This window comes from Bradyrhizobium sp. MI1.11 (genome assembly GCF_055811255.1).
Genome location: NZ_JBVVPM010000103.1, coordinates 1 through 12,971, shown reverse-complemented (window position 1 = coordinate 12,971; position 12,971 = coordinate 1). Strand labels below are relative to the sequence as shown.

Annotated in this window: 6 protein-coding genes and 3 pseudogenes; 4 read left to right on the top strand and 5 right to left on the bottom strand. The window is 58.0% G+C overall.

All coding sequences use genetic code 11. The annotated features are described in order from the left end of the window. Window positions 1–140 precede the first annotated feature (140 nt). The 3 genes and pseudogenes from ltrA to AC0L30_RS41380 form a co-directional block, all read right to left on the bottom strand. Entirely contained in the window at window positions 141–1,400 is a 1,260-nt protein-coding gene (gene ltrA, locus AC0L30_RS41390; protein WP_473406668.1) for a group II intron reverse transcriptase/maturase, read from the bottom strand. Between the two features lie 546 nt (window positions 1,401–1,946). Further along, a pseudogene (locus tag AC0L30_RS41385) lies at window positions 1,947–2,919 on the bottom strand (IS3 family transposase); the annotation flags it as partial. Window positions 2,920–3,221: 302 nt separating this feature from the next. Then, window positions 3,222–4,376, bottom strand: a complete 1,155-nt coding sequence (locus AC0L30_RS41380) for a hypothetical protein (protein ID WP_473309211.1) — start codon at window positions 4,374–4,376, stop codon at window positions 3,222–3,224. A 412-nt stretch (window positions 4,377–4,788) separates the two neighbouring features. Here AC0L30_RS41380 and AC0L30_RS41375 point away from each other — a divergent pair, with 412 nt between their 5' ends. The 4 genes from AC0L30_RS41375 (at window position 4,789) to AC0L30_RS41360 (ending at window position 10,081) form a co-directional block, all read left to right on the top strand. After that, window positions 4,789–5,019, top strand: a complete 231-nt coding sequence (locus AC0L30_RS41375) for a hypothetical protein (protein ID WP_473309212.1) — start codon at window positions 4,789–4,791, stop codon at window positions 5,017–5,019. A gap of 103 nt (window positions 5,020–5,122) precedes the next feature. Beyond that, the gene (locus AC0L30_RS41370; protein WP_473309213.1) at window positions 5,123–6,634 is read left to right on the top strand and encodes a radical SAM protein; all 1,512 of its coding nucleotides are present in this window, start codon (window positions 5,123–5,125) and stop codon (window positions 6,632–6,634) included. A gap of 17 nt (window positions 6,635–6,651) precedes the next feature. Next, complete coding sequence (locus AC0L30_RS41365) at window positions 6,652–8,031, top strand: radical SAM protein (protein WP_473309214.1); 1,380 nt, start codon at window positions 6,652–6,654, stop codon at window positions 8,029–8,031. Between the two features lie 1,027 nt (window positions 8,032–9,058). Further along, window positions 9,059–10,081 carry a helix-turn-helix domain-containing protein gene (locus AC0L30_RS41360; RefSeq protein ID WP_473309215.1) on the top strand — a complete coding sequence of 341 codons (1,023 nt, stop codon included), beginning with the start codon at window positions 9,059–9,061 and terminating at the stop codon, window positions 10,079–10,081. A gap of 641 nt (window positions 10,082–10,722) precedes the next feature. On the opposite strand, the pseudogene AC0L30_RS41355 reads toward AC0L30_RS41360, so the two are convergent. Both AC0L30_RS41355 and AC0L30_RS41350 read right to left on the bottom strand, forming a co-directional pair. Then, a pseudogene (locus tag AC0L30_RS41355) lies at window positions 10,723–11,178 on the bottom strand (transposase); the annotation flags it as partial. 86 nt (window positions 11,179–11,264) lie between these two features. Next, window positions 11,265–12,822: pseudogene (locus AC0L30_RS41350) on the bottom strand (ISL3 family transposase). Window positions 12,823–12,971 lie beyond the last annotated feature (149 nt).

Sequence of the window (12,971 nt, the reverse complement as noted above, 5' to 3'; positions counted from 1 at the left end):
CGTCCCTGATTGTAGAAGGCCAGATACTTGGCAATTGACGCTCGCGCCTCGGACACGCTGTCGTAGGCGCGGAGATAGTCGAGTAGCGCGGGGGAATCCCACCCCCACGCCCTCCGAGAACCGGACGTGAGCCTCTCGACTCATCCGGCTCCTATCGCCCCAACCGGAGATTCCGTGGACCAATGGGCGAACAGGTTCGGCTGGCGGGATTTGACCCCGCGCAACCAGCCCCACGCTCGCTTTGCGTGTCCCCGAAGTCTTTTGTATTTCCGCTGTGCCCAGCGCACGATAAATGGATCTACTGTGCGCAGTGCCCTGCGAAGCGCCGAACGATGAAAACGCCCGTAATAGTTGACCCAGCCAACAAGAATAGGCCGTGCCCATTGGGCGATTTTCTCCAAGTCGAGATCGTTGCGATGATGCAGCTTCCAGCGACGCACGTCTTCGCGCATCGCCTTGGCCGCTTTGTCGCTGACCGCAGGAGAGAAACTGACGAACAGCTTTCCAGCGCGATTCATCGATTGTCGGGGTCGAAACGTAAAGCCCAGAAAACCGAAGCGTTGCTCCGGATAACCGTTCGGTCGGTTCGAGTCTTTGCAGTACACAATCTTCGTCTTTTGCGGATGCAATTCCAACTTACACGCCGCAAGCCGCGCTTCCAGCGCTTGCCGCAATGAAAGCGCTTGCGCCTCACTGCGACAATGACAGATGGCATCATCCGCGTAGCGCTCGAACGGAATGTCTGGATTATTTTCCTTCATCCAACGATCGAACGCATAGTGCAGGAAAAGGTTTGCCAAGATTGGGCTGACGACTGCCCCTTGCGGGGTCCCCTTCTCTCGGCTGACCAGCGCGCCATCCGGCATGCTCACGGGTGCCTTCAGCCATCTTTCGATGTAGAGCAGCACCCATGCGCAGTCGGTATGACGACGCACCGCTCGCATCAATAACTCCCAGTCGATGTTGTCGAAGAAGCCTTTGATGTCGAGATCGAGCACCCAGTCAAAGCGCCAGCATCTCTGCCGTGCCGCAGCCAACGCATCATGCGCCGACCGACCGGGACGATATCCAAAGGAGTCATCGTGGAACACTGGTTCCAGGACGGGCTCAAGATATCGCTTGACTACCATTTGGGCGATTCTGTCAGAAACGGTCGGGATACCTAACGATCTCGTTCCCCGTCCGTCCCCTTTCGGTATGTCAACTCGACGAACCGGTGGCGGCATGTAGCTGCCCGACGACATTCGATTCCAGAGCCGATAAAGGTTGTTACTCAAATCCCTCTCGAACTCCGCGATCGTTTGATCGTCGACGCCAGCCGCCCCGCGGCTTTCCCTCACTCGCTTATAAGCCAACCATACTTCGCGCTTGGAAATATTAAACGGTCTTGCTTTATCCACGCTGGTCCTCCCCTTGCAGGTTGCCAACATAATAAAGCCGGGCGACGTCACCCCTTCGGTCCAGCTCCGTTACAGAGCCTTCATTCCTATTACGAGCGACTCCGCCCCTGTGTCCCGCATCGGTACTCTCGCCCTCGCGGAGTCCATCCGCTTGAGCTTCTCCCTTGGCATCGGGACGACAGGTTCCTGAGTTCCTTACCAAAGCCTGGATCAAGGTCACGCCGCCTCCATGCCGGACGCCGATTGAGCAGTAGACAGGCTCCCCTCAATCTTTATTCGCGGGACAGAAGTCTGGGTCCCGGTTTCGACGTCGTTTGATACGTTTCGACACGTCATCAGCGGTTTACTTCCGTTCGTCTCCTTGAACCTCACCTGACGGAGTCTTGCTCCGCCTTTTCCATCGACGTTCACCACAATGGCTCTTGACCAGTGCAGCTCGTGGCGGTTTGAAGCCTGCTCCTGCAAGCCGACTTCGAGGGGCCTACCCTCATCTCCGATAAAGCATCGCCACCGTTCATATTTCGAACAGTGACGTTCACAGCACACAACTTCTTCGTATTTGACCGTGCGCCAGAGCCGCTCGACAAACACGTTGTCGCGCCAAGCGCCCTCGCCGTCCATGCTGATGGCGATCTTCGCGTCCAGCAGCACATCGGTGAACTGGAGGCTGGTGAACTGGCTGCCCTGGTCCGTGTTGAAAATCTCGGGCCTGCCGTGCTTCGCCAACGCCTCCTGGACCGCTTCGACGCAGAAGGCCGCCTCCATTGTGATCGAGACGCGATGGGCCAGGACCCGTCGGCTGAACACATCGACGACCGCCGCGAGATAGACGAAGCCACGCCGCATCCGAATGTTGATGTCCATCGCCCACGCATGGTCGGGCCGCTCGATCTTCAATCTGCGCAACAGGTATGGGTAGATCTTGTGACCCGGTGCCGGCTTGCTCGTGTTCGGGCGACGATAGACCGCCTCGATCCCCATGCGCTTCCTCAGCGTCGCGAGTGGCGGCGATCGGCGTATACGCCCTCCCGCCGCAGCAACGATCGCAGCATACGCGCTCCCGCGAAGGGATAATCGAGATGCAGCTCATCGAGCCGACGCATCAAGGCAAGGTCCTCGGCCGAAACTGGCCGAGGTTCATAGTAGACCGTGCTGCGAGCCAGCTTCAGGACCTTCGCCTGGCGCACGATAGAAAGATCATGACCGCGGTCGATCATTGCTTTGCGCTCAGCAGGCCCGCCTTGGTGAGCGCGCCGGACAAAAAATCGTTTTCCAACGCCAGCTCGCCGATCTTGGCATGTAACGCCTTCAAATCGACCGGCGTCTCGGCCGATGTCTTGTCATGCCCAAACACGCCGGCGGCGCCCTCCAGGAGCTGGTTTTTCCAGATCGTGATCTGGTTCGGATGAACATCAAACAGTTGCGCCAGCTCCGCCAGCGTCTTGTCGCCTTTGACCGCAGCCAAAGCAACCTTCGCCTTGAATGCCGGAGAATGCGTCCGGCGGCTCTTCTTCGTCATCTTCGCTCCTGATTCGCGGCAAGAATCCTCGCCGCTCTCAGGCAGAAAATCCACTCAAGCTACTGTCCGAATTTGCGGGGCCAGCTCTGTGAGCCAGGCGAACGGTTCGACATTATTCATCTTCGCTGTCTGCAGCAGCGTTGCGATCCAATGCCCAGCTAAGCCGCGCTCGCGCCGTCTCCGCAACCTTGGCAAGCTCTGACAAGCACGAGCTTACCGTCGTGCCGTTGGAGACTTCAAAAGGAAGCTTGCAAAAAACCGCAATTAAAGGGCCGAATGACATCGAAACATGAGCGATCGACTCATTGTGGGTCCGCCAGCTGCTCTACGGGAGTTGGAGGATTGTCCAGGAGCGACGCTGTGTCGCGTGCGTGTAGGCCGTGAATGAAGAAGGCTCTGCGAACGGCACGCTGGTACTCGTTGTCCAATTCCAACCGGTGGCCACCACGAACCAACAGGAAGCGGGCCCTGCAATAGGCCAATGCGATGGCCTTCCCTATTGCCGGAGAGAATACGACATCGTCCTTTCCCGCGATGATCAAAACCTCCCCCTGATAACGGCTCCGATCCAATTGCAGATTTGGAAGGAGCGCATGCTGACGCAGAAAATCCGTCAGGATTTCTGCGGACCAAACGTAGAGTGGGAGATCATAGCCGTATGAGAAGGTCGCACTCTGTAGATCGCTTCCAAGAAGCTCGTACATCCGCACCTTCGCGGCATCAGCAGTAGGAAGGCCTAGCAGTGTGCGGTTGAGTGCCCAACTGACGCTCGAGTGCAGCTCATACCAAGCATACCACAAGAACGGGTGGCTTTGCTTCCGGTGAACGATCTTGTGAAGCGTTGCCAAGCCCGACTGTCCTTGGCGCCCGAGTTGAAAGAGCATATAGGCGAAGTCTGCCCGCGTGCCATTCTCAAGCGTAGCAATTTTGGATAGGGAAGCAGCAGCTTCCTGGTCGACCTCAGCGAAGTTGCGCGCGTAGGTCCATCCGTGCTGGCTGGCCAAGTCCGGCGCTCCGGTAGTGGCCAGCAATGCCCGAGTAACGTATTCTCCATATCGCTGCAGGTACTGCTGCGCGAGCACGCCCGCGCCCGAGGCTCCGAAGATCATTATGCGTCCGTCTGACGGAAGCAGTTTTGCGGAAACCATGTCCCGCCTTACTCGCTCGACATCTTCAACACGCTGCCAGGAGCCATAGAGGTTCATTGCGCGGCGCAGGTCTAGCTTGCCGTCTATGTATACCTCGGGGAACAGCATGGGGCTATGGCCACGATGGCCGATCAGCACATAAGAGACTCCAGGAAGCTGCTCCCCAAAGAAAGAGAAATTCATCTCCGAGCCTACCAATTCCATTTGCCCGTCTGTTAGAAAGAAAACAACAGGACCATTGGGATTGAAGTCAGGGCTGAGCACATAAAACGCGCGAAAACGTCCGCTGCCTTCATCTGCGTAATCCAACGGAAGAGTGAGATATCGATGCTGCGCATCTGGCGGCAGTCCTGGGTAGTGCGCATCCAGTGCAAGCCGCGCATCGGGTGGCTTTTGTGCCCGATGCCATCTCCTACAGCCGCATATCCCACTTGCTGCACATACCATTAGAACTGAAGCCAATACGGAGATCCTCCGACGCGACTTGTTCATGATGGAAAGTGACCCTCGGTACGGCTCCGCTGTGGTCTGATCACGAACACTACTCGTTCCCGGGGGCTCAGCCAACGATCTTCGACGGGCATCGGCGAGCTGCCGCCGCAGCGCGCACGTCTGTCAGCAGAGATGGTTAAGAGTCATGTTGATTGCTGTCAAAGCGTTTCATCTACGAATAGCGTAATCAGCTGCGGGCGTAGGCCCATACTTCTGATGGAGATGGCAAATGAAGACGCTTGAAGACAATACAGTTCCTGTGAAAGGCGGCGACTACGATCCTGGTACGCTGATTAAGCAGTACGAATCGGCCAAGTTGATTCAGGAGATGCAGACCCTGATCAAGAAGAAGGGTCTCAAGGTCAATCTTGTCCCTGCTGACGGTGCGCCGCTCGCCGAGCCCCTTCAGGGGGCGGGCTGTGGCAGCTGTACTGTCTGTCCCTGTATGATCTGCTGGTAAGCCAGCAGTGGACTGGGTGCCACCTGGGGCAAACGCTCCAGATGGCGGCCTCGTCTGGTAGAGGACTCGGCAACCCGGGGTGAGAGTGCGGAGAGATCGTGTTATGATGGCGACACTTTCCATCGAGCCAGACCAATTTGTCGCGGTGCGCAGAGATTTCGTCTTCACGCGAGATGGGTGTCGGCCAATTCTCTATCCTCTGGACTACATCAACACGCACATCCATTTCCTCACCCCGCTTCAGGGGTTCGCCTTGTCACTCATGGACGGCATCTCGCGGTTTTCTGAGATCGAGAACTTGTTCCACCGCCTCTTTCCGAGCGCCGTGGCCGGGTGCCTCATCGAGACGCTGTCAAGCGTCGACACTTTGGTGCGCGCGAGCGTATCACCCGTGGGTATTGGTGCTAACGGCATCCTGGAGATTGCCGATGTCCCGATCACAAAAGCGATCCGTTTTGACCCGCGCTGCTTTGTCATCGATCCGCAGGCACATTCGCGCGTTATGCAAGGCGTGAAGACTCGATTTCGCCTGAAGGCACCAATCAACCTCTACACTGTCTTCACCCATCGCTGTCAAACTGACTGCCTTTATTGCTACGCCGACCGACGCGTAAAAGCAGGTGAAGAGATGCGTCTTGAACGCTGGCGCGAGCTGATCCAGGAAGCGGCCTCGATGGGGGTGCGCATGTGCTCACCTGACAATGGTGACACCTTGGCGCGGCGAGATGGACTGGATTTCCTCAATCTGTTGGTCGAGCACGAGATGCTCTTCCTCTTATCAACTAAAGCACTTATGGACCGTGATTCGGTCGCGAGACTAGTCGATGCTGGCTTCAAGGAGAAGATCAATGATGTGATTGAGCGGCCGGTGCAGCTTAGCTTCGATGCCGCTGACGAGGCTGTTAATAAGCGCATTTTGCAGGTGAAGAAAAGCCGCGCGCAACTGACGGCGCGCACATTCGAAAGCTTCATGGCTTTCGGCATACATCCCATTATAAAAGCAGTTATTACTGGACTAAATGTCGATCAACCGAAGAAGATCGTCGATTTCTTCTATCCTCGGGGCGCTAGAACCTTCAGTTTTGTGCGCTATACGCGCTCATTCCACCGCCACAGCGACGATCTGTTCGTGACAGGCGCGCATCACACGACGCTTGCTCGCGAATTTGAGACAATCCGAGCGAAGTATCCGGACATTAAGCTAAACGAAAATCTGTCTAGGCTCCCCACGGCAACTGGAGAGCTTACGCCGGAGCGCAAGCGACAGATCTGGAGCCAGCGGATCGGCTGTGGAGGAGGATGGCACGCTCTCGGAATAGGTCCCGACGGCGGCGCATTCCTATGCGAGCAGATGGCTTACGAGGAGCCGTTCCTGGTCGGCGACGCGCGGCGCCAATCGTTGCGGGAAATCTGGAGTGAGCGCCGATTGCTCGACTTTATCCATCCGAGCCGCGACCGGTTTGCGGGGTCCAGTTGCGAGACCTGTCCCTCCTTCGAGACGTGCATATGGGAGAGGGGCCGGTGCTACCGAGACGCATATTTCTCCTATGGATCCGTTCACGCCACGGCGCCGTTGTGTCCTTTCAACGATAAGCCGGGCGTGAGAATCAGCTAGTGGAGAGCGCCACGACCATGACGACGACGCGAAATTGGAAACCGTCGAGCTTCAACATGCCCCTGCGTGAGGCGGAGGAAACGACGGTGCTGTTCAACGCGAGCAACGGTCAGACACTTGAATTGGATAAAGCTGGCTGGGCTATAATACAAGGCTGCTTCAATAGTCTGCAGCATGAGGACGCCACGCCGGATCACGAGCTTGTAAGCTGTCTCGCAACACTTGGCTTTCTAGTGCCGAAGGAGGTGGATGAGTTTGGCGAGCAGGAGGAGCGGCTTCGTCACGGGAAGGTCGACGATTCACGCCTTTTTATCACCATCGCGCCGACCATGGCTTGCAATCAGCACTGTAGCTACTGCTTTCAGCGCAATACGCCGAAGACGACGATCGTATCGGAAGAGATGCAGCAGGGTATCATCGAGTTCGTCCGTCGCAAGCTGAACCGAAGTCGTCAGTTAGTCGTCCAGTGGTTCGGCGGCGAGCCACTGATCGCCTATGCCGCAATCAACGCCATGACGCGCGCACTCAAGTCGATCTGCGCAGAAAGCGGTGTCGACTATTATGCTGAGATGCTGACGAATGGCGTTCTTCTGACGCCGGGAAAGATTGCCGCCCTTCCGGAACTTAGTATCAAGGCGCTGCAGATATCCCTCGACGGGATGCCCGAGACCTATTCTGCTCGCCGCCAGGTTCCCCTCGGGGAGGCTGAGGCGCATTACCGCTTTTTGGCCGAGAACTTGAAGGACATTGTTCAGGCCACGGGGTCCCTCACGATCCGCATCAACGTGGATCGGGAAAACATCGAAGAGGCCAAATACGTCGTTCGCCTCTTCAAGAGCCACGGAGTGGTCGATCAGCGCATTGATTTCCGTCTCGGCTTTATCAATACCAGCCGAGGACTGGTGGATTGCGTGCCACACGACTGTTTCACCAACACTGAGTTTGCCAAGGAGGAGCTGGCTTTTCGTCGCTTCCTCGAGTTCGAGGGCTACATGGTATTCGGCATGCCGCAGCCCAAGCGCTACCCTTGCACTGCGGTCTTACGCAACTCATTTACGATCGATCCACACGGTAACCTCGGCAAGTGTATCCCCGCTGTGGGCACCTCCCAGTCGACATTCGCGCGCATTCAACCGGGCGATATGGATCGAACACTGCGGGACGCGACGGCGGTTGAGATGCCATTTGGGGAGTTCAACCCCTTCCAGAGCTATGGGTGCAGTCGCTGCCGGATGATGCCAGCGTGCCTGGGCTCATGTCCCAAGCACCATGTCGATGGCCGGCGCGTGGTGGCCTGCAGTATGCGCCAAGCCCTCGCCGACAAAGTCACCTTTTATCACCGGTTTCATGAGCGGCGGCTCGATGCCCGCACTGGAGTCCTAGATGTTGATCAGTAGGCTTTGATGCCCCATCGCGATGGTCCACAAGACCTTCGTCTAATAGCGGGATTTGCAAGCGCCTTCTTCGTGCATCAGATTGGAATAACTGCGCGCGATCATTGAAATCCGCATTCAGGGTCAAGACGGATCCCTAAGCGAGCACGATGCGCTATCCACGGAGTCCGGAATAGCAGGTCGCCACGCACATGAGATCGAGCTCCAGGACATTGCTAAGCGGTTCGGGCCTGGATACCGCAAGCTACCCGGGTACAGCAAGTGACCGACCAAGGCGTTTGACGCGACGCAGCGTCCGAAATTAGATCAAGACCGAGCGTCAGCAGACGCCGGCAGTTCTGTTTCGAGACCGCGAGCAGTTGGTCTCGTCAGCGCAGGAATCGAGAAATGCCTTGCGCGCGATTTTCAAGAATAAGATATCGGCCAGCTTATAGCGACGGCCTGCGATCCAACTCAGGAGCCCGCCAATTACGTAGAGGCAACGCCACCGGCATGCCGAACGAGCCTCTCTTCGACGAGACGAGCGGCGTAGCACTCGACGAGCAGTCCGTGCGGCCCGCTTCTGAGACGCCGGTACAGAGCTGGTCCCGGTTGTCCGAACAAAGTTTCCGCATCGATAGGTGGAGCGTCTTCCGGGGTTAGGCTGCCATGCGGAAAGATCAGATATCAAATGCCGAACCAAGTCTGCGCGATGGAGATCACCTCACGTCTCCATGGCGAGTGGCTTCGTCTCCCTCGCCGTGGTCCAGGTGTCGGGAATACCTCGTGTTCTGTCGTGCGGCGGTCGATCACCATGGAAGCCGCGTTGGGCGTAAGCCTACAAAGGAAGGTAGTTGCAGCGCGGCTGTTCGAACGTCAGCTTCTGACTGAGTAGATTTGGGCTACGTCTGACAGACGCCTCCCTCAGGCTCGAGTGAGAATGCTGTCATGACGGGCCGATTGCGCAGAGGAAAAGTAAGCATTTAGCGTACTTCCAAGGATTTCAACACACTGTCTCAGGAAGTCGCTCAAAACCCGAGAAGACAGCACCATGCTCGACATGTCGATGATGCGCGCACATTGGCGACTCGATGTCCTAGAGTTGGCAATGACGCTGGGCAGCGTTGTTAAGGCCTGCCGTCATTGTGGGGTTGACCGCACGAGCTTCTACGCGTGGCGTCGCCGCTTCCAGACGCAAGGCATACATGGGTTGCGGGACCGGCCGCCGGTTCACCATAGTCACCCTCAGACGACCCCACCGCAGACGGCAGTTAAAATTGCTGCCCTCGCGTTGCAGCATCCCGCATATGGTTGCAATCGTCTGCAAGATCTGCTCCAGAGCGAGGGCGTGAACCTATCGGCGGTTACAGTGCAGAGACTTTTAAAAGAGCGCGGCCTAGGCTCCCGCCGTCAGCGTTGGCTGGTGCTTGAAGCGCTCGCTGCCGGGCGATTTCTCAGGCTCACGCCCGAACAGTCCGCCTTCATCGAAGCCAAGAACCCTAGCTTTCGCGAGCGTTACCGTGAAAGTCAGGCCCCCGGGGAGGTGCTCTGCGCGAGCATCCTGGCCGCCGGCCGCGTCCATGGGGCAGGCAAGATCCTTCTGTGTTTCGTCGTCGATACCTATTGCGCTTATGCGTTTGCTACGCTGAGTGTCTGCGGGCATTCGCAAGCTCTGACCGATTTAATGCAAAACGTCGTCATCCCCTTCTACAGCGAGCGTGAACTCGTCGTGAGGGAGGTGATCGCCAACAAAAGGATTGCAATTAATTGCCGCGACGCGAGACCGTACGCGTCCACTGTCGCGAGTGGCGAGGTGAGCCATTCCATAAAACTGCGTCCGGTGAATGCGAACGGGTTCGGTGAGCGTTTCCGCCAGATCGTGTGCGCTGAGTTCCTTCGCGGTCGGCGAGCGAAGGAGGATCGTTTAAGCTTGGATTGCTTTCAGACAAAACTGAAGCTCTGGCTCGAGCGATACAACTGCAGTCGTTCCCTGGATGGCTATCGTACCCATGGGATACCACCGGCTGAAATGATGGATCGATGGCTCGCGCAACAGGCCGGCAGGTTTGGATGAGGGCCTTTGGGGTGGGGCCCGCCTTCACGCCGTCGAAATCAACGGCGCTGGCAAAATCAGATGGGGTGGCCTGAGTAGCTTCTCGGTTCGGGGCACCGACGCGGGGATGAAAGTCGTCGACTTGCGCGTCGCCAGGAGAGGTGTCCAGTTGTCTATCGCGCGCATAGCGTCAAGATGAAGAAATGATCCACTGCCGAGTTCAGCTCTTTCCGCCGTCGTCTCTACAGCCGCCCGTCCGTTTGAACCAGATTACCTGAACGGCTACTTTAGCTAATGGGGACGTTTAGAACAAGCCGGTCAATCCGGGAAGTGCGCTTTCGATATCCTCAAACGTCACGACTGCTTTGAAATGGTGGGAGTGATTCGAATAATCCCTTAGCCGAATTGCGCTGCAAAGAAGCATTGTGGTCGCTTTGGAATGAGGTAGCCCTTTTCGGGGAGGACGGTTTGCCCAACAGACTGCGGCTTGGGTGCGATCATCCCTGAAGGAACCGGCCGGCTGTTTCACTTCGATATGAATGCGGACGCTCCTTCATCCGCTAGATTAATCATGAGCGATACGCACGCTCCGGGGCCTGGAAACCCTGAACAAGCGGTTGGTGTCCGCCGGGTTGGGCACCGTCTCCTTGACCAGTCGTCCGTTAAGAAGCCGATTGCAGCGATGAGCGGTCGCTGATGGCAGCGATGAGGGTGGCCAGGAAGAGGCGCCAAAGAACTCTGAGCCAGGCGAGGATGCGGCGGAAGTTGTGGCCGACTGCTGAGAGGATGACGTTGGCCGCATCGCCGGCGCGGCCTTTGAGGTAGCAGCGGCCGAAGTGACCATCGGCCTTCAGGTGTCCGATGATGGGTTCGATGGCGGAGCGGCGGCGTAGTTCGCGCTTGATGATACCGAAGACCCCGCGCTTCTGGCCGGAGATGAAGACACGGCGCGGGTTCTGTGTGTCATGGCCACGATATCCCTTGTCGACATAGGCCCGCTCGATCGCGCAGCCGGTGAGTGTCTCGGTGCGGTCGATGGCGTCCCGCAGCGTGTGACCGTCGTAGGGGTTATCGGGTAGCGCCGTGGCGTGCAGCACGAACAGGCCACCGGGAGAACGGTGTGTTTCGGCATGGAATAAGGACCCCGTTTTCGGGGTGATCGGCATCCAAAAGGGGCTCTGACGCATTTATGGTGCAGCACTGGTCATGTGGCACCGACTAGCCGAGCCTGCAGCAAGTCGAGCTTGGCGCGTCCGTACATTTGGCGCTTGACCAGTTTGAGCTTGGTGATCTGGCCCTCTGTCTGTCCGTTGGACCAGGAGGTCGTGATCGCTGCGCTGACGGCGGCCTTGTCCTTGATGACGCCGTTGGCGAAAGACATGACGAGGCTTGCGCATGCTCGTTCCAACCATGGTTCAAGCTCTCCGTGAGCCTTCTTTCGGATCATCGCATGGAAAGCGGCTATGATCTCTCGAGCTTCCACCAGGAGAGGAACGCCTTGCTCAATCGCCGCAATGGTGACGGTCTCTGACTTTGATAGCGTATCGCGGCCATTGGTCATCAGGCGGGCGATCGTTCTCGCAGATGGTACGCGCTGCAGGCTCTGAGCATCGGCCGTTTCGGCACGCCGACGGCGTGTCGCCCATTCGGCAACGACTCGCACCGAGCCTCTAAATCCCCGCGCCTTGAGGCGACGCCAAAGGTCGGCGCCATTACGATGGCCCGCGGCCCACTGAACATCCAGCCATGGCAGGTAGTGCTCGAGCGAGCTCTCGCGCACCCTGAACACGTCGGATCGCTGACCTCGCAATACCCTGCGGATGAGGCCCCGGCTATGGCCGGTGAGCCGTACGATCTCCTTTATGGAGACGCCGGTCTCAGCCTGTTTGAGAATTGCCGCGTTCGTGTCTTCTCGCCGAAGATAGCCCTCATATTGAATGCGCTCGGCGGCGGTCATTAAGTTGGGATTTATGGTGGCGGAGCCGACCGCGATGCGTACCTGGCGCATGGATTTGCGAACCGCATCCAGGAAGGCGTGGCTCGCGTTCTCCATGAGGTGCCAACGGTCGGCGACCTGGGTAGCGTGCGGGAGTGCCTTGGCCACAGCAAGGGCATATCCACCGCCGCGGTCGCGCGCGACCACAGCGATTTGTGACTGCCCCGCGAGCCAGGCCTGCGCAGTGGCTGGCTCTCTGTCGGGTAAGAGAGTGATCGGTCGTCGCCGCTCGAGGTCACAGATGATCGTTCCGTACCGCTGATTGCGCCGCCAGGCCCAATCGTCGATGCCGATAACGCTCGGCGCAGCAAAGAAGCGGACACCCGCGCTTTCTAACCACCCGAAGCAATGTGTCGTTGCTCCCGGGCAGCATAAGTCGACGGGCAAAACTCGCCGCCGGGCGACCACCCAAGGCAAGGCCAAGGTGATGGACGATCAGATCGAGCCGGGTCGTTCGCCGCGCCCACGGTGCCAGAGCGCCCTCGTCGAAGCGCTCGGTGAAAATACGCCGACCGCACAGAACAGTAACGCAGCGGAAGCGGCGCGCCACGACCACCAGGCGAACCTGCCGCCCCGCCAGCGGCAGATCATTTAGGCGCCTCTGATATCGGCTATGGATCCGCCCAGAACTGGTCCCGCAGCTAGGACAGAGACTCGTCCCGCTCGTGGCGCGTACGGTGATCACGGTCGTAGCGCCATCACAAAAGGCGCTTTCCACGCCAAATCCGCGAGGGACCAAGGCGGACGGACGTAGGGCTCGCTGCATCATATTGATTCCTTTGTGAAACCAACGCGAGCCGACGCTTGAACTTCATCAAAAGTGATGGTGTGGAACGGCCCTTCGAACCGGCATCAAAAGTGCCTAACGTGGTCGCGTAGAGAGGCGCCACAAAGGAAGGACCGTTCCATGGAGAA